This is a genomic window from Citrobacter pasteurii, from assembly GCF_019047765.1.
Lineage (GTDB): Bacteria > Pseudomonadota > Gammaproteobacteria > Enterobacterales > Enterobacteriaceae > Citrobacter > Citrobacter pasteurii.
In genome coordinates, this window is record NZ_CP077262.1 from 3,530,853 (window position 1) to 3,554,455 (window position 23,603).

General features: G+C 51.4%; 15 protein-coding genes. 5 read left to right on the forward strand and 10 right to left on the reverse strand.

Annotation, left to right across the window (positions count from 1 at the left end; translation table 11 throughout):
* Positions 1 to 192 precede the first annotated feature (192 nt).
* The 4 genes from ycaO (at position 193) to pflA (ending at position 6,483) form a co-directional block, all read left to right on the forward strand.
* Positions 193 to 1,953 (forward strand): 30S ribosomal protein S12 methylthiotransferase accessory factor YcaO, encoded by a 1,761-nt coding sequence (gene ycaO / locus I6L54_RS17240; RefSeq protein WP_040231802.1) that lies wholly within the window; start codon positions 193 to 195, stop codon positions 1,951 to 1,953.
* Positions 1,954 to 2,357: 404 nt separating this feature from the next.
* Positions 2,358 to 3,215, forward strand: coding sequence for a formate transporter FocA (gene focA, locus I6L54_RS17245; protein WP_003831909.1), 858 nt, complete (start codon positions 2,358 to 2,360; stop codon positions 3,213 to 3,215).
* Between the two features lie 59 nt (positions 3,216 to 3,274).
* Positions 3,275 to 5,557 (forward strand): formate C-acetyltransferase, encoded by a 2,283-nt coding sequence (gene pflB / locus I6L54_RS17250; RefSeq protein ID WP_005123565.1) that lies wholly within the window; start codon positions 3,275 to 3,277, stop codon positions 5,555 to 5,557.
* Positions 5,558 to 5,742: 185 nt separating this feature from the next.
* Positions 5,743 to 6,483 (forward strand): pyruvate formate lyase 1-activating protein, encoded by a 741-nt coding sequence (gene pflA, locus I6L54_RS17255; RefSeq protein ID WP_003035751.1) that lies wholly within the window; start codon positions 5,743 to 5,745, stop codon positions 6,481 to 6,483.
* 43 nt (positions 6,484 to 6,526) lie between these two features.
* Here pflA and I6L54_RS17260 read toward each other — a convergent pair whose 3' ends face one another.
* The 10 genes from I6L54_RS17260 to lrp all read right to left on the reverse strand — a co-directional run bounded on the left by I6L54_RS17260 (position 6,527) and on the right by lrp (position 21,941).
* On the reverse strand, positions 6,527 to 7,948 hold the full coding sequence (locus I6L54_RS17260; protein WP_005123567.1) for an amino acid permease: 1,422 nt from the start codon (positions 7,946 to 7,948) through the stop codon (positions 6,527 to 6,529).
* A 207-nt stretch (positions 7,949 to 8,155) separates the two neighbouring features.
* Positions 8,156 to 9,304: an MFS transporter gene (locus I6L54_RS17265; protein WP_005123568.1), complete on the reverse strand. Its 1,149-nt coding sequence runs from the start codon at positions 9,302 to 9,304 to the stop codon at positions 8,156 to 8,158.
* 331 nt (positions 9,305 to 9,635) lie between these two features.
* A complete protein-coding gene (locus tag I6L54_RS17270) occupies positions 9,636 to 10,499 on the reverse strand; it encodes a dimethyl sulfoxide reductase anchor subunit family protein (protein WP_005123569.1) in 864 nt (287 codons plus the stop codon).
* Position 10,500: 1 nt separating this feature from the next.
* Positions 10,501 to 11,118: a DMSO/selenate family reductase complex B subunit gene (locus tag I6L54_RS17275; RefSeq protein WP_005123570.1), complete on the reverse strand. Its 618-nt coding sequence runs from the start codon at positions 11,116 to 11,118 to the stop codon at positions 10,501 to 10,503.
* 10 nt (positions 11,119 to 11,128) lie between these two features.
* A complete protein-coding gene (dmsA, locus tag I6L54_RS17280) occupies positions 11,129 to 13,573 on the reverse strand; it encodes a dimethylsulfoxide reductase subunit A (RefSeq protein ID WP_005123571.1) in 2,445 nt (814 codons plus the stop codon).
* Positions 13,574 to 13,809: 236 nt separating this feature from the next.
* Entirely contained in the window at positions 13,810 to 15,102 is a 1,293-nt protein-coding gene (gene serS / locus I6L54_RS17285; RefSeq protein WP_003836908.1) for a serine--tRNA ligase, read from the reverse strand.
* A gap of 92 nt (positions 15,103 to 15,194) precedes the next feature.
* Positions 15,195 to 16,538 (reverse strand): replication-associated recombination protein RarA, encoded by a 1,344-nt coding sequence (gene rarA / locus I6L54_RS17290; protein ID WP_040233941.1) that lies wholly within the window; start codon positions 16,536 to 16,538, stop codon positions 15,195 to 15,197.
* Positions 16,539 to 16,548: 10 nt separating this feature from the next.
* A complete protein-coding gene (gene lolA / locus I6L54_RS17295) occupies positions 16,549 to 17,160 on the reverse strand; it encodes an outer membrane lipoprotein periplasmic chaperone LolA (RefSeq protein WP_040233939.1) in 612 nt (203 codons plus the stop codon).
* 111 nt (positions 17,161 to 17,271) lie between these two features.
* Positions 17,272 to 21,312, reverse strand: coding sequence for a DNA translocase FtsK (gene ftsK / locus I6L54_RS17300; protein WP_040233938.1), 4,041 nt, complete (start codon positions 21,310 to 21,312; stop codon positions 17,272 to 17,274).
* Positions 21,313 to 21,446: 134 nt separating this feature from the next.
* Positions 21,447 to 21,941, reverse strand: a complete 495-nt coding sequence (gene lrp, locus I6L54_RS17305) for a leucine-responsive transcriptional regulator Lrp (protein WP_002439523.1) — start codon at positions 21,939 to 21,941, stop codon at positions 21,447 to 21,449.
* 618 nt (positions 21,942 to 22,559) lie between these two features.
* On the opposite strand from lrp, the gene trxB reads away from it, so the two are divergent.
* Positions 22,560 to 23,528 (forward strand): thioredoxin-disulfide reductase, encoded by a 969-nt coding sequence (trxB, locus tag I6L54_RS17310; protein WP_040233936.1) that lies wholly within the window; start codon positions 22,560 to 22,562, stop codon positions 23,526 to 23,528.
* Positions 23,529 to 23,603: the final 75 nt, after the last annotated feature.

The window sequence follows — 23,603 nt, forward strand, 5'->3', positions numbered from 1 at the left end:
GGTTTTGCATAGCGCAGAGATATATAAAGAAAGAAGCCCCCCTTCCCTTCAGCAGATAGTCCGCAGACATTCAACTGAACACGCTACGGTGTGAATCAAATGCTTTATTTACGCCGAGGCTCCGGCGGCGATAGCGCCATTCATTGAAAACCCGTATCATTGCGCGCTTTCCGTACGACAAAAGTGATTTTCATGACGCAAACATTTATCCCCGGCAAAGATGCCGCACTGGAAGATTCCATCGCTCGCTTCCAGCAAAAATTACTCGACCTCGGTTTTCAAATTGAAGAAGCCTCATGGTTGAACCCCGTTCCTAACGTCTGGTCTGTACATATTCGCGACAAAGAATGCGCGCTGTGCTTTACCAACGGTAAAGGTGCGACGAAAAAAGCGGCGCTGGCCTCCGCACTGGGTGAATATTTTGAGCGTCTGTCGACTAACTACTTCTTTGCGGATTTCTGGCTGGGCGACACCATCGCCAACGGTCCGTTCGTACATTACCCGAACGAAAAATGGTTCCCACTGACAGAAGATGATGACGTACCTGAAGGTTTGCTGGATGCGCGTCTGCGTGCATTCTACGATCCAGACAATGAACTGACCGGCAGCATACTTATCGATCTGCAATCCGGCAATGAAGAACGCGGCGTTTGCGGCCTGCCGTTTACCCGTCAGTCAGATAATCAGACCGTTTACATTCCGATGAACATTATCGGTAACCTGTACGTATCTAACGGTATGTCTGCGGGTAACACACCGAATGAAGCCCGCGTTCAGGGGCTGTCTGAAGTTTTTGAGCGCTATGTGAAGAACCGCATTATCGCGGAAAGCATCAGCCTGCCGGAAATTCCGGCCGAAGTGATGGCGCGTTACCCGGCAGTCGTTGAATCCATCGCAAAGCTGGAAGCCGAAGGATTCCCAATCTTCGCATACGACGGCTCGCTGGGCGGCAAATACCCGGTTATCTGCGTTGTACTGTTCAACCCGGCTAACGGTACCTGTTTTGCCTCTTTCGGTGCGCACCCGGATTTCGGTGTTGCACTGGAGCGTACCGTCACTGAACTGTTGCAGGGCCGTGGTCTGAAAGATCTTGATGTCTTCACTCCCCCAACCTTCGACGATGAAGAAGTGGCTGAGCACACTAACCTCGAAACGCACTTCATCGATTCCAGCGGTCTGATCTCCTGGGATCTGTTCAAGCAGGATGCCGATTACCCGTTCGTTGACTGGAGTTTCTCCGGTACAACAGAAGAAGAGTTCGCCACCCTGATGGCCATCTTCAAAGCGGAAGATAAGGAAGTCTACATCGCCGACTATGAGCATCTGAGCGTTTACGCCTGCCGTATTATTGTTCCGGGAATGTCTGACATCTACCCGGCTGAAGATCTGTGGTTAGCCAACAACGCCATGGGCGCCCATCTACGTGACACCATCCTCTCTCTGCCGGGCAGTGAATGGGATAAAGAAGACTATCTCAATCTGATCGAACAGCTGGATGAAGAAGGCTTTGACGACTTCACCCGCGTACGCGAACTGCTTGGTCTGGCAACCGGCGCGGATAACGGTTGGTACACCCTGCGTATTGGCGAGCTAAAAGTGATGCTGGCGCTGGCCGGTGGCGACCTGGAGCAGGCGCTGGTCTGGACGGAATGGACGATGGAATTCAATGCCTCCGTCTTTAGCGCTGAACGTGCCAACTACTACCGCTGTCTGCAAACGCTACTGCTGCTCTCTCAGGAAGAAGATCGTCAGCCGCTGCAATATCTGAATGCGTTTGTCCGCATGTACGGTGCCGAGGCGGTTGAAGCGGCAAGTGCGGCATTGAGTGGCGAAGCGCCATTCTACGGGCTGCAAACCGTTGATAGCGATCTGCAGGCTTTCCCGGCACATCAGTCTCTGCTGAAAGCCTATGAGAAGCTGCAACGCGCGAAAGCTGCACATTGGTCAAAATAGTGACAGTCAGCCTGCGCTAAGTAGGCTAAAGATATTGTCTGGGATATATTACGGGGCGCTTTAAGCGCCCTGTTTTTTATTTTGGTCAAATCGGAAAATAAATGTAAAAACAAGGTTAAATATTGGTAGTTGATATTAAAAAAAATAGCGTATTAATGTGTTTTTTTATCTCAATTACTCCATTTTAATTAACTGTCTGACAGGAGACAAAAAGAAAAAATTCAACTCACCTTATAATTTTTAAAATTTATTTTTATATGGATAATCAACAAGTTACTCCGTAATCGCATAAAAACCATGCGCCTTGCGGGCCTATAAGCCAGGCGAGATATGATCTATATCAAATTCTCATCTATAATGCTTTGTTAGTATCTCGTCGCCGACTTAATAAAGAGAGAGTTAGTGTGAAAGCTGACAACCCTTTTGATCTTATACTTCCTGCTGCTATGGCCAAAGTTGCCGAAGAAGCAGGCGTCTATAAAGCAACGAAACATCCGCTTAAGACGTTCTATCTGGCAATTACTGCCGGTGTGTTCATTTCAATTGCCTTTGTTTTCTATATCACTGCCACAACCGGTACCGGCACAATGCCTTTCGGCATGGCAAAGCTGGTAGGTGGTATCTGCTTTTCCCTGGGGCTGATCCTTTGCGTTGTCTGCGGCGCTGACCTCTTCACTTCAACCGTACTGATTGTCGTCGCTAAAGCCAGTGGTCGTATTACCTGGGGTCAGTTAGCGAAGAACTGGCTTAACGTTTATGTCGGTAACCTGATTGGTGCGCTGATTTTTGTGTTACTCATGTGGCTTTCTGGCGAGTATATGACCGCCAACGGCGCGTGGGGGCTCAACGTCCTGCAAACTGCCGACCACAAAGTGCACCATACTTTTGTTGAAGCTGTAAGCCTTGGTATTCTGGCTAACCTGATGGTGTGCCTGGCGGTATGGATGAGCTACTCTGGCCGCAGCCTGATGGACAAAGCGTTTATCATGGTATTACCGGTCGCAATGTTCGTTGCCAGCGGTTTTGAGCACAGTATCGCAAACATGTTTATGATCCCTATGGGTATCGTAATACGCGATTTCGCCACCCCGGAATTCTGGACCGCTGTCGGTTCTTCTCCGGAGAATTTTTCTCACCTGACCGTGATGAATTTCATCACCGATAACCTGATTCCGGTTACGATCGGTAACATTATCGGCGGCGGTTTGTTGGTCGGGTTGACATACTGGGTCATTTACCTGCGTGGTAACGATCATCATTAATCTGATGATGCCCATTACACGCAGTAAATAAAAAATCCACTTAAGAAGGTAGGTGTTACATGTCCGAGCTTAATGAAAAGTTAGCCACAGCCTGGGAAGGTTTTACCAAAGGTGACTGGCAGAATGAAGTAAACGTCCGTGACTTCATTCAGAAAAACTACACTCCATATGAGGGTGACGAGTCCTTCCTGGCTGGCGCAACTGATGCGACCACTGCACTGTGGGACAGCGTGATGGAAGGCGTTAAACAGGAAAACCGCACTCATGCGCCTGTTGACTTTGACACCTCCGTTGCTTCTACCATCACTTCTCACGACGCTGGCTACATCAACAAAGCGCTCGAGAAAATTGTTGGTCTGCAGACTGAAGCTCCGCTGAAACGTGCGATCATTCCGTTTGGCGGCATCAAAATGGTTGAAGGTTCCTGCAAAGCGTACAATCGCGAACTGGACCCGATGCTGAAAAAAATCTTCACCGAATACCGCAAAACCCACAACCAGGGCGTATTCGATGTTTACACCAAAGACATTCTGAACTGCCGTAAATCCGGTGTTCTGACTGGTCTGCCTGATGCGTATGGCCGTGGCCGTATCATCGGTGACTACCGTCGCGTTGCGCTGTACGGTATCGACTACCTGATGAAAGACAAATATGCTCAGTTCGTCTCTCTGCAGTCCGATCTGGAAAACGGCGTAAACCTGGAAGCAACTATCCGTCTGCGTGAAGAAATCGCTGAACAGCACCGCGCTCTGGGTCAGATCAAAGAAATGGCGGCTAAATATGGCTGCGATATCTCTGGTCCGGCTACCAACGCTCAGGAAGCTATCCAGTGGACTTACTTCGGCTACCTGGCCGCGGTTAAATCTCAGAACGGTGCAGCAATGTCCTTCGGTCGCGTATCCACCTTCCTGGATGCTTACATCGAACGTGATATCAAAGCGGGCAAAATCACCGAGCAAGACGCTCAGGAAATGATTGACCACCTGGTCATGAAACTGCGTATGGTTCGTTTCCTGCGTACGCCTGAATATGATGAACTGTTCTCCGGTGACCCGATTTGGGCAACTGAATCAATCGGTGGTATGGGCGTTGATGGCCGTACTCTGGTTACCAAAAACAGCTTCCGCTTCCTGAACACCCTGTACACCATGGGTCCTTCTCCGGAGCCGAACATCACTGTTCTGTGGTCTGAAAAACTGCCTCTGAACTTCAAGAAATTCGCCGCTAAAGTGTCCATCGACACCTCTTCTCTGCAGTACGAGAACGATGACCTGATGCGTCCGGACTTCAACAACGACGACTACGCTATCGCTTGCTGCGTAAGCCCGATGGTTGTTGGTAAACAAATGCAGTTCTTCGGTGCGCGTGCAAACCTGGCGAAAACCATGCTGTACGCAATCAACGGTGGCGTTGATGAAAAACTGAAAATGCAGGTTGGTCCTAAATCTGAACCGATCAAAGGCGACGTTCTGAACTTCGACGAAGTTATGGACCGCATGGATCACTTCATGGATTGGCTGGCTAAACAGTACGTCACTGCACTGAACGTTATTCACTACATGCACGACAAGTACAGCTACGAAGCCTCTCTGATGGCGCTGCACGACCGTGACGTTATCCGCACCATGGCGTGTGGTATCGCTGGTCTGTCCGTTGCTGCTGACTCCCTGTCTGCAATCAAATATGCGAAAGTTAAACCGATTCGTGACGAAGACGGTCTGGCTATCGACTTCGAAATCGAAGGCGAATACCCGCAGTTTGGTAACAACGACTCTCGCGTGGATGACATGGCGGTTGACCTGGTAGAACGTTTCATGAAGAAAATTCAGAAACTGACTACTTACCGTAACGCTATCCCGACTCAGTCTGTTCTGACCATCACCTCTAACGTGGTTTATGGTAAGAAAACTGGTAACACCCCAGATGGTCGTCGTGCTGGCGCGCCGTTCGGACCGGGTGCTAACCCAATGCACGGCCGTGACCAGAAAGGTGCTGTTGCCTCTCTGACCTCCGTTGCTAAACTGCCGTTTGCTTACGCTAAAGATGGTATCTCTTACACCTTCTCTATCGTTCCGAACGCACTGGGTAAAGACGACGAAGTTCGTAAGACCAACCTGGCTGGTCTGATGGATGGTTACTTCCACCATGAAGCGTCCATCGAAGGTGGTCAGCACCTGAACGTGAACGTCATGAACCGTGAAATGCTGCTGGATGCGATGGAACATCCGGAAAAATATCCGCAGCTGACCATCCGTGTTTCTGGCTACGCAGTACGTTTTAACTCCCTGACTAAAGAACAGCAGCAGGACGTTATTACTCGTACCTTCACTCAGACCATGTAATTGGTTTTGACTGAAATCGTACTTTAAAAAGCGTACAATAAAGGCTCCACGTAAGTGGGGCCTTTTTAATAGCCTGCTTTGTCAGCTATCTATACTTATGGATAACAGCCAAAACAGACTCGACACAGTTAATAACTGTGCACTAACACTGGCCCCGGATGGGCCACACCTGGAGAAACACCGCAATGTCAGTTATTGGTCGCATTCACTCCTTTGAATCCTGTGGCACTGTTGATGGCCCGGGCATCCGTTTTATTACCTTCTTCCAGGGCTGCCTGATGCGCTGCCTGTACTGCCACAACCGTGACACATGGGATACGCACGGCGGTAAAGAAGTCACCGTCGATGAATTAATGAAAGAAGTCGTGACCTATCGTCACTTTATGAACGCATCCGGTGGTGGCGTAACGGCATCCGGCGGAGAGGCCATTCTGCAAGCTGAATTCGTCCGTGACTGGTTCCGTGCCTGTAAGAAAGAAGGTATTCATACCTGCCTTGATACTAACGGTTTTGTCCGCCGCTACGACCCGGTGATTGATGAGTTGCTGGAAGTGACCGATCTGGTGATGCTCGATCTCAAGCAAATGAACGACGAGATCCACCAGAACCTGGTCGGCGTATCTAACCATCGCACGCTGGAGTTCGCCCGCTACCTGTCCAACAAAGATATCAAGGTGTGGATCCGCTATGTTGTCGTACCTGGCTGGTCCGATGATGATGATTCAGCACACCGTTTGGGCGAATTTACCCGTGATATGGGCAATGTCGAAAAAATTGAACTGCTGCCATATCACGAGTTGGGTAAACACAAATGGGTGGCGATGGGTGAAGAATACAAACTGGATGGCGTGAAGCCGCCGAAAAAAGAGACCATGGAACGCGTAAAAGGCATCCTTGAGCAGTATGGTCACAAAGTGATGTACTAAGCTTTGTGGTGGGTAACGAGCCTGTTACCCACCACATTTCCCTTTAACGCCCTCTTCTTGCCAGCAGCGGGAAAATCAATCCCAGTCCAACCAGCACAAACGGCGTCACAATGTTCAGCGTGAGCTGGAATGTCCACTCTGGCGTAAAGGCTTCCATTTTCGGAAAGATCCCGGTCAGACAAGCAAATGCGGTAAAAGCAAAACACCAAATTCCCACCGTCATCGCCAGCGATCGGTTACGAATGAAGACATATTCCGGCTTATATTTCTGCGCTAAGCGAATAACAGCAATAAACGCCACAAACACCCATAAATAACGCAATGGCATCACGACAGAGTTGAGATTTAGCAACCATTTGTAGAGATTGTTCATGTCGCCAATCCCCAGGGTTGGCAACATAATCAAAATGGCCACCAGCACCAGTGTCAGAATATAACCATTCACCGGTGTTCCAGAGGCATTGGTTTTACACAGGCTTTCAGGAATATATTTGCGATCGGCATCGCCCAGTAAAACTTTAAGCGGCGCATCAATAGAAAACACCAAAGCCGCAATTTGACCTAACGTGTTGGCAACTGCATAAATAACCATCAATGTGTTCCCCATGCCGTAATACTCCCCGAGCTTCTGGAAAGCGTAATACTGGCCATTAGTCATTAAGTCATCAGGAATATGCTGAGAGTCAAACATCATCCCCATTGCCAGAGAACCCAGAATCGCACACACCGCCACCATAACCGCCAGAACTAACATCCCTTTCGGGAACTCTTTGCCAGGGTTACGCGTCTGGTTAACATATGGAGAGATTTTCTCCGCACCACCGACCGCAAAGACCAGCATCGAGATCGTTGTGATATAGGTAAAATCGATATGCGGGATAAAAGATTCCCAGGTGATATTGGTTGTGGCGATCTGCACATCAGTAATCGCCGGAGCGGTGACGGCCATTACGACATACAGAATGGACATCACAAACATCGCGATCCCCGCAACAGATCCAACGATTTTAAGCGATTTCATGCCACGGGATGCAACCCACATGAAAAAGACAAACAGCGCCAACGTCAGCCCCTGCAACGCCACCACAGTGTACTCTTTAATCAGCGAGCCATCGCCTTTCAGCGCCCATCCCAGAGCAATCAGAATAGCCTGTGGCTTTTGCGCCAGATAAGGGATATGCACCACCCAGTAGGTCCACGCTGCAAGATAAGCCAGTCCCGGTCCCATTGTGTGTTTAATCCAGGTACTAACCCCACCTTTACCGTCTTTAAACGTGGAGCCAAGTTGTCCGACAATCAGTGCATAAGGGATAAAATAGAGGGCAAAAATAAATATCCATGAAGAGACAACCACTAATCCCTGATTAGCATAGTTGTTTACAACATTGCCGAATCCCCATACGGTAATAAAAGACATCAATGCGATGTTGTACCACCGCAATTGTTTTTCCTGCACACTTGCCATTGGCGATCCTTCGTAGACGCTACTTTTGATAATCAATAAATGAAGCGAGGAATTATGCGCGGTAAAATGGCCAAGCGGAAACGGCAGAATGTAAAACTATAATCTTCTGCACATTTTATTTTCAGGAAAGAATAGCGATGATTAAATAAAACAGGCTCCTATAAAGGATACATAAACAGCATGTATGGGAACCTGTTTTTATCCTGTTCAGATATGCGCCACAGAATTCGGTGTATGCCCTGTCTTACGCAGCAGCATCAGTAAATAAATAAACGATACGCTGGCAATCATTATAAACAGTAAACTGTCAGAATAATTTTGCATCAGCATGGCGGTAAATGACGGCCCAAGCAGGCTACCCACGGTATAGCTTAATAACAATGCCTGGTTCATAGCGACCAACTGATGATGTTCTACTTTCTCGCAGGCCCAGGCCATCGCCACCGGATAAAGGGTGAAACCTGCCGCGCCCAGCATAAACAATGCGGGTGCCATCGCCGCCTGATTCAGCATGGCGATACTCCCGACGATTACCACAAAGACCTGAACGCGCAAAACCAGCAGGCGACCTAACTTATCGGCCAGACGACCAATTGGCCATTGTCCCAGAATACCTGCACTGACCAGTACCGCCATCCAGAAGCCAATGCTGGCATTGCTGACACCCTGATGGTTGAGGTACAGCGGCATCAGGCCATACAACGACCCCAGCACAATCCCGGAAATAATGCAGCCATTCACACCCAGACGAGCCTGGCGAAGCTTCAGCATAGAGACAATGGGGGTTGACTGTTGTTCATCACCCTGCTGATTCACAATGCGGGTAAAGAGCAGCGGTAATACTCCGGCAAGGATAGTGCCGGTCACCCACGGCAGAACATTCATTAATTCTGTCGAGACTTTACTGACCAATAATTGTCCTAAAAACGTCCCTACGTAATAGACCATCATATAGGCGGCAAGTAAGCGTCCACGGTTACGCGACGTCCCGCTGCACATCAACGCACTTTCCACCACCACCCAGATCATGGCACAACCGATACCCGCAATAAAACGCCAGGTCATCCAGCTCCAAAAACCTACCATGACGCCCAGTCCGACACAGCCCGCGGCAAAAATAAGCGAAGCGATGTAATAGCTGCGGTTAAAACCGAGGTGTTTAATTAAGTACCCGGTCAGTAACGTCCCAACCAGATTTCCGGTGAAATAAGACGAACTGACCACACCTACCTGCCAGGTTGGCAGATTTTCATGGGCGAGCCAAAGCGGGACGAGCGTGTTTAACACGGCGATCGCCAGGGTCAACAGAAGCAGCCCGCACAGCAATAGCATAACGGGACGGGTATAGGTGGACATGAATAAAAACCGTGAGGAAGTTCAAATTTCATGCGCATCATGCCACTGCAAAAAACATTGTCAATCGGCGCAATCAGGGGCCTGAGGCGCTTTCAGGGGGATCGATTCGTATTACTGATTCTTAATGCGGATTGATAAAAAATGGGAAAGTACATCTATTTGTTTTAATTGATCTAAAACAAAATTACCCCGCTACGTTCAGTCGAAAAAATTCATGGATAATCGGCATCTTTTATTTGTGGGATGACCGTATTAACGCCTTATCCGACCTACACGTTCAGTACTGTAATGTGTAGGCCGGACAATCGCGATGCCATTCGGCATTTTCAGGTTAGCTGGCGACCGCCATGCCGACGGTCATATGCAGACCATAGAACACGCCGCGGCCAATCAGCTCACCGACTAACAGCAGAATAAACGCGACGGAAAGCAGCGGTATTGCCGGCTGGTAGCCTTTCACCTGCGGAACAATCCAGCAGCATAACGCTAAAGCCAGCGCCACAATCCGCCATGCCATCAGCGAACCGTAATCGGGCACCAGCGCAGATGCCTGCTGAATTGAGCTGTGGATTGTCGCCAGCTCGGCGCCCTGCATCACGGACATGATGCCGCTCACGACCAGCGCTAGCACTGAAATAGCAGGCAGCAGTCGCATCGCCCAGCCGTCAATTCCGGCAACGCGTAATAGCAGATATCCCAGCAGCGGACCTCCCATAAACAACGTCAGGAAGAATCCAATCGGCGTCCAGACACTATACCAGGTAGGCACCGTATCAATAGTGTTATATACGCGCACCATCATCCAGACAAAAACGACGCCCAGCACCATGGTGAGAACTAACCACAGATTGCGTAATGCCGGCGACATTTTTTTCAACACCGCCAGTAACCAGCCAATACCGCCAACGGCAAAGAAGATCGAGCCGCTGGCGATTTCGTTACTTAGCGCGGAAGAACCGACACGGTTGAGGGAGTTAAACGCCCGCATCGGTGAGCCCAGATGAAGCATGGAAGCAATAAAACCGATGCCCATCAATACCCACAGGCCAAACATGCAGGCAATCACACGCTGTTGTGAATCAGGGCGTAAGTCGCCTTTCATCAGCGCCAGCGCCAGAACGATAAAGCCACCCACAACACACTGCCCGAAAACAGTGAAGATCATCAGCGGCCATTCATGCCATCCACTTCCCATCTTACACCTCCTTCGGATTAGCCAGATAACCCGTGGTATCCCCGGTCGGGCGGCTATTGGCATTTGGTTTGATGACGATGCTCGGTTTGGTAAAGTGCGCGCCAGGGAGCGGCGCAACCGCGGCCAGGGTGCCGTGTTTTTTACGCAGTTCCTCTATCGGGCCGAAGTCCAGCGCACGCAGCGGGCAGGATTCGACACAGATGGGTTTCTTACCCTCAGCAACACGTTCATGACAGCCATCGCACTTGGTCATGTGTCCTTTGGCGGCATTGTATTGCGGTGCGCCATACGGGCAGGCCATGTGGCAATAGCGACAGCCAATGCACACGTCTTCATCCACGACCACAAAACCATCTTCACGTTTGTGCATCGCGCCGCTTGGACACACCTTGGTACAGGCCGGGTCTTCACAGTGGTTACACGCAATGGAGAGGTAGTAGGCGAAAACGTTCTGGTGCCAGACACCGTTATCTTCCTGCCAGTCACCGCCGGCGTATTCGTAAATACGGCGGAAACTGACGTCCGGCGTTAAATTTTTGAAGTCTTTGCAGGCCAGTTCGCAAGTTTTGCAACCGGTGCAACGGCTGGAATCAATAAAAAATCCATACTGGGTTGTCATCGGTTACTCCTTACACCTTTTCAACCTGAACAAGGTTCGTATGTGATGGGTTCCCCTTAGCGAGAGGAGAAGGTCGCTGGGTCGTCAGCACGTTAATACAACCGCCCTGATCCACACGTTTCACATCCGGGTCATACCAGGCGCCCTCGCCCAGCGCTACAACGCCAGGCATCATACGTGGGGTAACTTTAGCCTCAATATGCACTTCTCCACGGTCGTTAAAGATACGTACCTTGTCACCGTTGTTAATACCCCGCCGTTGCGCATCCATCGGGTTAATCCACATTTCCTGGCGACAGGACGCTTTCAGAACATCAACGTTGCCATAGGTCGAGTGGACGCGAGATTTATAATGGAAGCCCGTTAATTGCAGAGGGAATTTTTCCACCAGTGGATCGTTTAAGCTTTCAAAGCCCGGTGTATAAATCGGTAATGGATCGATCACATCGCCTTCCGGCAGTTCCCAGGTTGCGGCGATGTCTGCCAGCGCTTGAGAATAAATTTCAATCTTGCCTGACGGTGTGGTAAGCGGATTGGCTTTGGGGTCCTCACGAAATGCTTTATATGCCACGTGATGTCCTTCAGGATCACGCTGCTTAAAGATGCCCTGCTTACGGAACTCTTCAAATGTCGGCAGTTCCGGTATAGCCTTGCGCGACTGTTCATACAGATGACGCATCCACTCTTCCTGAGTACGGCCTTCCGTGAACTGTTGCTCGACGCCAAGGCGTTTCGCCAGCTCGCTGGTCATTTGGTAGATAGTCTTGCATTCAAAGCGCGGTTTGATCGCCTGATCGGTGAAAATCACGTAGGACATATTCCCGCAAGATGCATCCAGCGCAAAGTCCATCTGCTCAGAGGCCGTGCAGTCCGGCAGTAGAATATCGGCATATTTCGCCGAGGAGGTCATATGGCAGTCGATAACGACGATCATTTCACACTTCTTATCATCCTGCAGGATTTCATGCGTGCGGTTGATATCAGAGTGCTGGTTAATCAGGCAGTTACCGGCATAGTTCCAGATCATCTTAATCGGAACGTCGAGCTTATCCTTACCACGAACACCGTCGCGCAGCGCCGTCATTTCCGGACCACGCTCAATCGCATCCGTCCACATAAACATTGAGATACTGGTTTCGATGGGGTTTTCCAGCGTTGGCATACGCTCAAACGGTAAATCGTATGATCCCTCGCGTGCGCCGCTGTTGCCGCCGTTGATCCCAACGTTGCCGGTCAGAATGGCCAACATCGAAATGGCACGGGTCGCAATCTCACCGTTAGCGTGACGCTGCGGCCCCCAGCCCTGGCTAATATAAGCGGGTTTCGCGCTACCAATTTCACGCGCCAACTTAACAATTCGTTCAGCAGGAATACCGGTTATCTGCGCAGCCCATTCCGGGGTCTTCGCGATACCGTCTTTACCCTGACCGAGAATATACGCCTTATAGTGACCGTTCTTCGGCGCTCCCGCCGGGAGGGTTTTTTCGTCATAGCCCACGCAGTACTTATCGAGGAACGGTTGATCAACCATATTCTCGCTGATCAGCACATAGGCAATACCGTTAACCAGCGCTGCATCTGTACCCGGTCGAATGGGGATCCATTCATCTTCGCGTCCCGCACCGGTATCCGTGTAGCGGGGATCGATTATGATCATGCGGGCATTAGATTTCTGCCGCGCCTGTTCAAGGTAATAGGTCACCCCACCACCGCTCATCCGGGTTTCGCCTGGGTTATTACCAAACAAGACAACGAGCTTACTGTTTTCAATGTCAGACGGGCTGTTACCGTCTGCCCATCCGCCATAGGTATAGTTCAGTCCTGCCGCGATTTGCGCAGAAGAATAGTCCCCATAGTGGTTCAGGTAACCGCCGCAGCAGTTCATTAAACGTGCCACCAGCGTTTTACCCGGCGGCCATGAGCGCGTCATCGTGCCGCCCAGCGTGCCGGTACCGTAGTTCAGATAGATAGACTCGTTACCGTAGTCTTTAATCAGACGCTGCATATTGCTGGCGATGATATCGTAGGCTTCATCCCAACTGATGCGCTCAAATTTACCTTCGCCGCGTTTGCCGACACGCTTCATTGGGTATTTCAGACGATCGGGATTATAAACTCGACGACGCATGGAGCGACCTCGCAGACAGGCGCGTACCTGGTGCAAACCGTCGTAGTTGTCATCGCCGGTGTTGTCGGTTTCGACATATTTGATTTCACCGTCTACGACATGCATACGCAGCGGACAACGGCTGCCGCAGTTTACCGTACACGCGCTCCAGATCACTTTCTCATTGATCGGTGGCGGGTTGAGGGCTTCTGCGGCATTTGCGATACGGGTAAATGGCAGGGTAAACGCGCTACTGGCCACCGCCAGTCCGCCTATCGCCGTCGTTTTTACCAAACTGCGACGACTCACCTCAGCAGCCAGCACAGCATCGGGGATCTTAGTTTTCATAGTGGCTCACTCTGCTGCTCACAATAAACAAAAAGGGAATGTTCGTTGTATAGTCGTTTATATATCGACATTATCGTTATACAGACCGTTATATAGCGAATTTATGCAAAGACAGAGATAAATACTGACTTTCATTCGAAGGCAGTATTACCACTAATAGAGTAAGGGTTATTGTCCGGCATCAAACGGGCGTAAAAAAAGCGCCCTGAGGCGCTTTTTTAGCAAGGAAAAATGACTTAACCGATGAATTCCAGGCCATTCATGTACGGACGTAATACTTCCGGTACCTGAATACGGCCATCAGCTTGCTGGTAGTTTTCCATAACGGCAACCAGCGTACGTCCCACAGCCAGACCAGAACCGTTCAGCGTATGCACTAAACGTGTTTTCTTGTCAGATTTGCTACGACAACGCGCCTGCATACGGCGAGCCTGGAAATCCCACACATTGGAGCAGGAGGAAATTTCACGATAGGTATTCTGTGCAGGGATCCACACTTCCAGATCGTAGGTTTTGCATGCGCCGAAACCCATGTCGCCTGTGCACAGGATGATCTTGCGATACGGCAGACCCAACAGTTGCAGGACCTTCTCAGCATGACCAGTCATCTCTTCCAGCGCGTCCATCGAATCTTCTGGACGAACAATCTGCACCATCTCAACTTTATCGAACTGGTGCATACGGATCAGACCGCGGGTATCACGACCGTAAGAACCAGCCTCAGAACGGAAGCATGGCGTATGCGCAGTCATTTTGATCGGCAGCGCATCTTCGTCGATGATTTCGTCACGTACCAAGTTGGTCAGCGGCACTTCTGCCGTTGGGATCAGCGCATAGTTGCTGCTGTCAGCTTCTTCATCCAGCGGACGCGTATGGAACAAGTCACCAGCAAATTTCGGCAGTTGGCCTGTGCCGTACAGCGTGTCATGGTTAACCAGATACGGAACGTAGTTTTCGCTGTAACCATGCTGTTCAGTGTGCAGATCCAGCATGAACTGAGACAGCGCACGGTGCATACGCGCAATCTGCCCTTTCATAACAACGAAACGAGAGCCGGTCAGCTTAACCGCCGCGGCGAAATCAAGCCCCGTGTGCATTTCACCCAGAGTAACGTGATCGCGCACTTCGAAATCGAACTCGCGTGGTGTACCCCAGCGGCTGACTTCGACGTTGTCATTTTCATCTTTACCCACCGGAACTTCGTCCGCTGGCAGGTTGGGAATGGTCAGCGCAATGTCGCGGATCTCGGCCTGTAAGGTATCAAGTTCAGCTTTCGCGGCATCCAGCTCTTCGCCCAGTTTGTTCACTTCCAGACGTAAAGACTCGATATCTTCCCCGCGCGCTTTTGCCTGGCCGATGGATTTCGATCGAGAGTTACGCTCTGCCTGCAGGTTTTCAGTTTGTACCTGCAGAACTTTACGACGCTCTTCAAGAGCGCGCAGCTTATCTACATCCAGCTTAAAGCCCCGGCTTGCCAGTTTTTCTGCGACTGCGTCTGGCTCATTACGCAGCAGATTGGGATCGAGCATGCTTATCCTGTGCTTATCGAATTAAAATAGGAGAAAGTGACCACAGCCTGCGGTCACAGGGATACAGAGACAACATTACCGCAACGATAACACTAACGGTAGCGTTTTATAGGGCTATTTTGATCCTGTCCGGCGAGCCAGGCGAGCTTTTCGCCAATCTTGCCTTCAAGACCTCTGTTTGTGGGACGATAATAGCGCGTTTGTGCCATTTCCTGCGGGAAGTATTCTTCTCCGGCAGCGTAGGCATTTGGCTCATCATGGGCGTAGCGATATTCCTGGCCATAACCCATCTCTTTCATCAGCTTCGTCGGCGCGTTGCGCAGGTGGACCGGCACGTCGTAATCCGGACGTTCCCGGGCATCAGCCAGCGCGGCTTTAAAGGCGGTGTATACCGCATTACTTTTCGGCGCACAGGCCAGATAGACAATCGCCTGAGCAATCGCGCGCTCACCTTCCGCTGGCCCCACGCGGGTAAAACAATCCCATGCAGAAATTGCCACCTGCATGGCGCGAGGATCGGCATTGCCCACATCTTCAGAGGCAATCGCCAGACAGCGACGGGCAACGTACAGCGGGTCGCCGCCAGCGGTGATGATACGCGCATACCAATAAAGCGCCGCATCCGGCGAACTACCGCGGACCGACTTATGTAATGCTGATATCAGGTCGTAAAAACGATCGCCTTTATTATCGAAACGCGCGCTACGTTCACCGGCAATCTCAGTCAGTAATGTAGCGTGTAAAACGCGTTTTCCGCTGTCATCCACTTCGGCCATGTCGGCCATCATTTCCAGCGTATTTAACGCCCGCCGCGCGTCACCGTTTACCAGTTCAGCAATCGCCCGACGCGTTTCGTTCGGCAAAACGATGTCCTGGCCGCCATAACCCCGCGCTTTATCTGACATCGCCTGGTCCAGCACCTGTTCAATATCGTCGGTGGTTAACGATTTCAGTAAGTAAACGCGCGCCCGCGACAGCAGCGCCGAGTTCAGCTCAAACGAGGGGTTTTCAGTGGTCGCGCCAATAAACGTGATGGTACCGTCTTCAATATGCGGTAAAAACGCATCCTGTTGGCTTTTATTAAAACGGTGAACTTCGTCCACAAACAGGATCGTACGCCGACCAGCGTTACGGTTCTGACGCGCACGCTCAATAGCTTCACGAATTTCTTTTACACCAGACGTAACCGCCGAAATGCGTTCAACATCGGCGTTGGCGTAACGGGCAATAACTTCGGCAAGCGTGGTTTTGCCCGTCCCCGGCGGCCCCCATAAAATCATGGAGTGCAGGTGCCCGGCCTCGATGGCGCGCGGCAAGGGCTTACCCGCAGCCAGCAAATGCTGCTGGCCGATATACTGCGCTAAATTTTCTGGCCGCATACGCGCGGCCAGTGGCTGAAAAGTATTATCAGAAAAGTCGAGCGACAGATTGCTCACTCACACGCCTCTACTTACGTTGATCGTCAACCGTTACACCTTGCGGCGGGGTAAAGGTGAATTTGGAAGGTTCAATAGCGCCGTTCTGCTGCGATTTCAGCTGATAGCTGCTGCGCTGATCGTCTTGTTCAACGGCGCTAAACTGGTGGATCGTCCCGTCCCGCCCAACATTGATCGTAAACTGCTTCAGGTTACCGCTGCTGGTTTTGGGCGTCAGCACAAAATCATCGCCGTTTTGCTTAATATTGTACTGCTGCCAGTCGCTGGACTGGTTACGCGCAATCAGCATAAACGGCGTGTTACCCGTGGCATCTTTCAGCCAGGTCGCCGTCGCCTGCTCAACAAACGGGTTGAAAAACCACAGTGTTTTACCATCTGAGACCAGAATGCTTTCGTCAGGCTGTGTCATATGCCAGTTAAACAGATTCGGACGTTTAACCCATAAATCACCCTGGCCTTCCTGCACCGCTGCGCCGCTACCATCCGTTACCTTCTGGGTAAAACTGGCGTGGAAGCTGCTGACTTTATCCAGACGGCTTTTCAGGTCGCTGGCGGCGTCAGCCCAAACGCTGCTCACCACAAAGCTCGATAGTAATGCACAGGTGATTGCGATTCTTTTCATCGTTATTCCTCAAAATACGTCACTCCCAACGGGGAGCTCCTTCTGCTATCCATTTCAGGCCAAAAATCAGCATGAGGAAAGTAGAAAATACTGAATTACTTAACTTTGCAATCAATCAAAGGGCGGTGGAGCCAGCACTTCACGATTGCCATTATGTCCCTGCTCACTGACAATTCCCTGCGCTTCCATCTGTTCGATGATGCGCGCCGCACGGTTATAACCAATGCGGAACTGGCGCTGGACGCCGGAGATGGAGGCTTTGCGTTTCTGGGTAACAAAATTCACCGCCTGATCGAACAACGGATCCAGCTCTTCCCCACCGTCAAAACCACCGCCACCACCTTCACTCTCGGTGTCTGAGGTGATGCCTTCAACGTACTGTGGACGACCACGCGCTTTCCAGTCCTGGACGACCGCATGAACTTCCTCATCGCGCACAAAAGCACCATGTACACGCACCGGAATCGTTGAGTTTGGCGCAGAATAGAGCATATCACCCATGCCCAACAGGGATTCAGCACCACCCTGATCAAGAATGGTACGTGAGTCAATCTTACTCGACACAGTAAACGCTATACGCGTCGGGATATTTGCTTTGATAAGCCCAGTGATAACGTCAACCGACGGACGCTGGGTCGCCAGCACCAGATGGATACCTGCCGCACGCGCTTTTTGCGCCAGACGGGCAATCAGTTCTTCCACTTTTTTACCGACAGTCATCATCAGATCAGCAAATTCATCAACCAGAACCACAATATACGGCTCTTTTTTCAGCACCGGATGAGTGACATCCATGCTATCGCCTGGTTTCCAGTACGGATCCGGGATTGGACGTCCCATACGATCTGCTTCCGCAATCTTCTCGTTATAGCCCGCAAGGTTACGCACGCCCAGCGCCGACATCAGCTTGTAGCGACGTTCCATTTCATTGACGCTCCAGCGCAAGGCGTTGGCAGCATCTTTCATGTCGGTCACAACTTCGGTCAGCAGATGCGGAATGCCTTCATACACTGAAAGTTCCAGCATTTTCGGGTCAATCATGATAAAGCGAACATCTTCCGGCTGCGCTTTGTAGAGCATGCTGAGGATCATGGCGTTGACCCCAACAGATTTACCTGACCCCGTGGTACCTGCCACCAACAGATGCGGCATCTTCGCCAAATCGGCAGTCACAGGTTCACCAGCAATGTCCTTGCCGAGAACGACAGTAAGCGGTGACGGATTATCACGGAATTTTGCGTTATCCAGTACTTCACGCAGATAGACGGTCTGGCGTTTTTTGTTCGGTAACTCCAGTCCGACATACGGCTTACCTGGAATAACCTCCACTACACGAACTGCCGCGGTTGAAAGCGAGCGCGCCAGATCCCGGGAAAGGTTAGAAATACGCGCAGCTTTAACACCCGGTGCCAGATTTAGCTCAAAACGGGTAATGACCGGCCCGGGCGAGTAGTTCACCACATCGGCTTTAATACGGAAATCGGCCAGACGCGCTTCCACCAGACGCGCCATTTGCTCCAGCGCGAATGTATCTATTGGCTCAACTTCCGCCGGTGGAGGGGTGAGCAGATCCAGTGATGGCAGCAGCGTCGTCGGACGCTGTACAGGGCGGCTGTCGCCATTACGCATCAATAATGGATGGATCAGGCTTTCCTGCGGCGGCGGTGTGGCAGGCTGCGATGGCTGCTGATAATGCTGCGGCGGTGCGACAGGCTGCGGCGGCTGCTGATATTGCTGCTGCGGTGCGACAGGCTGCGGCGGCTGCTGATATTGCTGCTGCGGTACGACAGGCTTCGATGGCTGCTGATAATGCTGCGGCGGTGCGACAGGCTGCGGCGGCGGCTGGTAATGCTGCTGCGGTGCGACAGGCTGCGGCGGCTGCTGGTAATGCTGCTGCGGTGCGACAGGCTGTTGATACTGTGGCGCAGGTTCCGGCATCACGCTGGGGGTAAACAGCGGCTCATGCGGCCCCTCATCCACTAACGCTTTCATTGGTGAGAATTCAAAATCATCAAGCGAGAATGGATTTGCCCCGGCAGGCTGTGCGCCGGAATAACGTTGCTGTTGAGAAGAAGCGAACTGACGCGCCAGTTCCGCTTCTGCGGCTGAATCTTCGTCATCAGCATGCGCTGTGTCATCCTGATACTCTTCGCCATAGCGGTGCTGCTGCGACTGGGCAAACTGACGCGCCAGTTCATCCTGCTGCATGGCATCAATTTCATCGTCACTGTATTGCGCATCCGTATCAAGCTGCTCTTCGCGCGCTTTCTCTTCCGCCATACGTTGTGACGGCAACTTAATGCCATATGAAGCCAACTCTCGGCGTGTCGGGACACGCACACGATTAGGGCGCGGCAGTTGCGGGCCAATTCCCTCTTTCACCTGCGGACGCGGCGCACCGCTCCCAGCAAGACTAAATACCGGTGCGGCAACGGCTGCACCGGCACCCAATGCAGCGTTTTTCACCCCAGCAGCCAGCGGCGCTGCAGCAGCCACAGACTCAACGGGAGGTATGGATGCTGTTGGCATAGACGGTGCAGCGGATTTCACCCGCTCAGGCTCTTGTGCGGGTTCTGGAATCGGTTGATACCAGGCAGCTAGCTGTTCACGCTCACGCGCACGTTTTTCTTCCACTTCTTCAAAATAGTAGAGAGGTGGACGCGCAGGCTTCACCTCTTCAACGACAGGTTCAGGCTCGGCAACCGGCGACTGTTCCACCACCGGCTGCTGATGAACCACGTGTTGTTGCTGCACGGAGTCTTGCTGATAGACAGGCTGCGGTTCAAGCGGCGCATTCTGCTGGTAAACCGGTTCTGGTTGCCAGGCGTGTTCCACCACCGACTCAGGTGCTTGCCACGGCATTGCCGGTTGCGGCATCGTCGGCTGTTCATAGCCAGCTTCGGCAACTGGCGGTACAGAATAAGGCATCTGCGGTTCAACCGGGGCAGGTTGCTGCCAGGGTTCATAAGGCTGAACCGGAGGCTGCGCGTACTGAACGGGCTGAGGGTAACCTTCCGGCGCTGGTGCGATAACCGCTTCACCGGTTTGCGGAGCCGGTGCGGATTGCCATGCCACCGCGGGAGTGGGTTGCTCTGAAACGGTTCCCGGTACTGGCGCATTTTGCAACAGCGGGTCGACTGGCGCACTCCAGGCCTGAGTTGCCGCAGTGGCAGTGGCGACCGCTGCGGCGGTGACCGGCTCAGTCACTGAATGGCCGTTTAATAGCGGGTCGAATTCATCATATTCAGGTAATGTGGCACGGTTGCCAGAAAACAACACATCGTCAGGATCGGCTACAACGCCACGCGCGCTGTATTCAATTTCATCCTCATCATCCATGCGCTTGCCGGAGAACAGCGCGGCATCAGTGTGACGTCCAAGTGGATTGGTGAACTTCTCTGCCAGACGTTTACGGCGCGCTAACGCTCCGCGCAGAATACGTGCCCGTCGAGATCCATGTGGGGTGCCATCAACGGCGTCGACAGACTCTTCATCATCTTCATATTCTTCGTCATCGACCCAGGTATCATCGCGACGAGTACGATTGCTGGCAAATGTCAGGATATTCAGTAACCAGCCACCCAGTTTCTCGGCAATGCTCACCCATGACCAGCCAGTAAACAGCGTTAAACCCGCGGCCCAGATACATAACAGCGCAAGCGTACCGCCACTGCTGTGCAGCAGGGGTTGCAGCGTAGTACTGAGCAGGCTGCCAATAACCCCGCCAGAGGCAAAATACCAGATGTCATCGGCATTGATTGCGGCAAGCCCGCAAGATGTGAGAATCAGCGCCAAAACGCCAATAATACGCAGCGATACGGCGAAGTAATCGACGTATTCGTCGCTGGCCTGATGTCGCCAGGCAAACCAGCAGCCGCCGACGATTATCACGGGGATAGTGTAAGCCATGACACCAAAAATGAAGAACAGCGTATCCGCCAGCCATGCTCCGGGTATTCCTCCCAGATTATGGATAGGTTCGTGCCATGCGGTTTGCGACCAACTAGGGTCCGAAGGGTTAAAGCTGAGTAAGGCAGCCATCAACCAGACGGCAAAAAGGGCAATAAGAATCAGCAACGCTTCCAGAAGTCGGCGCCCGCTGCTTAACTTCGTCAATGTGACGTCTTTGTCTTCAGTGTATTCCTGGCTCAAAAACGGCTCTCCAGGTTTCAGGCTTTTCCTGCCCGATGCTAAAACGGACAACAGCACCGGGTTACCCCGGCACTGTTGCTGTATGGATTAACAGGAGTGTAATCAAACTGCGTCGATTTTGCACCTGTTCCGTGTTAGCGCGTCTTAATTACCAGACGATTGCTCTGTTTGACTTCTTCCATTACCACGTAAGTACGTGTGTCATTCACGCCAGGCAGACGCAGCAGGGTTTCCCCCAACAGCTTACGGTATGCCGACATATCCGGTACGCGTGTTTTCAGCAAATAGTCGAAATCACCGGAAACTAAATGACACTCTTGAATTTCTTCAAGTTTTTGTACTGCAGAGTTGAATTGTTCAAACACATCCGGGGCGCCACGATTCAGAGTAATCTCAACAAAAACCAGAAGTGATGCATCCAGATAATGCGGGTTCAACAGCGCTGTATAGCCCTGAATAAAACCCTGTCTTTCCAACCGACGCACACGCTCAAGGCAGGGCGTTGGTGAAAGTCCCACACGTTTAGAAAGCTCGACGTTAGAAATACGCCCATCCTTTTGCAGCTCATTAAGAATGTTACGATCGATACGGTCGAGATCTTTGCCAGGGCGCTTCTTACTATCTACCATTATTATTGTCTCTCTGTATTCCTTCCCTACTCCTGCCTGACTCTACTAACATCACTGTTCAGAGTCGCTACCCATCACAATAAACCGCAACCCAGAGGGATTTACGGTGCGCAATGCCTGGGTTTATGGTGAGAAGACCGTTGCCTGTCGGCGGCTATCGACATCACGAATGGCATCTGTCCACACCATGCGTAGATTTCACTAACCCGGTAAACATGGTATCTACATGCATGATTATGCAGCATATACATGACACAGTTTTTTTCTTCCTTGAATGTTTTCGCAAAACAGCAGGTGATTGTCAAAGCAAAACATCGATTTTTAGTACAACATGCCAGTTATTCATTGGGAGTGATGGAAAATCGTCATTTTATCACCTTATAACTGACCGATTTTAAGTAGAAATCATTATATCCCCGTCATAGTTCACGTCGCCGGTGCGTTGGCTTCACGCGGCCCCCCAACTCGAATAAATTAGGGAAGCGCATTACCCTCAATTTTGCCCATCATCGGTTTCCGCTATTACACATATTGTTAACAAAATCGCCATACTCTTTTTTTACGTCTGCAAATTCCCTACAATCCTGCCCATTGCCTACCAACAACTATGGGGATCTCATGGGCACGACCAAACACAGTAAACTTCTTATTCTGGGTTCAGGCCCTGCGGGCTATACCGCTGCCGTCTATGCTGCGCGCGCAAACCTGCAGCCGGTGCTGATTACCGGTATGGAAAAAGGCGGTCAGCTGACCACCACAACAGAAGTGGAGAACTGGCCTGGCGATCCAAACGATCTCACTGGCCCGCTGCTGATGGAACGCATGCACGAGCACGCAACGAAATTTGAAACGGAGATCATCTTCGATCACATCAGCAAGGTAGATCTACAAAACCGCCCTTTCCGTCTCACCGGAGACAGCGGCGAGTACACCTGTGACGCACTGATCATCGCCACTGGTGCTTCAGCACGCTATCTGGGCTTACCTTCAGAAGAAGCCTTTAAAGGCCGCGGGGTTTCCGCCTGCGCAACCTGCGACGGTTTCTTCTATCGTAACCAAAAAGTTGCGGTGATCGGCGGCGGCAATACCGCGGTGGAAGAAGCGTTATACCTGGCGAATATCGCCTCCGAAGTTCACTTGATTCACCGCCGCGACAGTTTCCGTGCCGAGAAAATCCTCATCAAACGTTTGATGGATAAAGTTGAAAACGGCAACATCGTGCTGCACACGCACCGCACACTGGAAGAAGTGACTGGCGATCAAATGGGTGTAACCGGATTGCGTCTGCGCGATACACAAAATACTGACAACGTTGAATCTCTTGACGTCGCCGGATTGTTTATCGCCATCGGCCACAGCCCGAACACGGCTATTTTCGATGGTCAACTTGAACTGGAAAACGGCTATATCAAAGTTCAGTCCGGTATTCACGGCAATGCGACACAAACCAGCATTCCTGGTGTGTTCGCTGCCGGCGACGTGATGGACCATATTTATCGTCAGGCGATTACCTCAGCGGGTACAGGTTGTATGGCCGCCCTGGACGCAGAACGTTATCTCGACGGTCTGGCGGACGCCTGCAAATAGCTTTTACAAATCAGTAACAAAAGTAAAAAAGGCGACTATAAGTCGCCTTTATTTTTGCCCCGTTGTAACATTGTC

Coding starts and splice junctions, on each gene's coding strand:
- dmsA (WP_005123571.1), bottom strand. CDS start 13,573: ATGAAAACTAAGATCCCCGATGCTGTGCTGGCTGCTGAGGTGAGTCGT.
- I6L54_RS17275 (WP_005123570.1), bottom strand. CDS start 11,118: ATGACAACCCAGTATGGATTTTTTATTGATTCCAGCCGTTGCACCGGT.
- serS (WP_003836908.1), bottom strand. CDS start 15,102: ATGCTCGATCCCAATCTGCTGCGTAATGAGCCAGACGCAGTCGCAGAA.
- lrp (WP_002439523.1), bottom strand. CDS start 21,941: ATGGTAGATAGTAAGAAGCGCCCTGGCAAAGATCTCGACCGTATCGAT.
- ycaO (WP_040231802.1), top strand. CDS start 193: ATGACGCAAACATTTATCCCCGGCAAAGATGCCGCACTGGAAGATTCC.
- I6L54_RS17265 (WP_005123568.1), bottom strand. CDS start 9,304: ATGTCCACCTATACCCGTCCCGTTATGCTATTGCTGTGCGGGCTGCTT.
- I6L54_RS17260 (WP_005123567.1), bottom strand. CDS start 7,948: ATGGCAAGTGTGCAGGAAAAACAATTGCGGTGGTACAACATCGCATTG.
- trxB (WP_040233936.1), top strand. CDS start 22,560: ATGGGCACGACCAAACACAGTAAACTTCTTATTCTGGGTTCAGGCCCT.
- pflB (WP_005123565.1), top strand. CDS start 3,275: ATGTCCGAGCTTAATGAAAAGTTAGCCACAGCCTGGGAAGGTTTTACC.
- lolA (WP_040233939.1), bottom strand. CDS start 17,160: ATGAAAAGAATCGCAATCACCTGTGCATTACTATCGAGCTTTGTGGTG.
- I6L54_RS17270 (WP_005123569.1), bottom strand. CDS start 10,499: ATGGGAAGTGGATGGCATGAATGGCCGCTGATGATCTTCACTGTTTTC.
- pflA (WP_003035751.1), top strand. CDS start 5,743: ATGTCAGTTATTGGTCGCATTCACTCCTTTGAATCCTGTGGCACTGTT.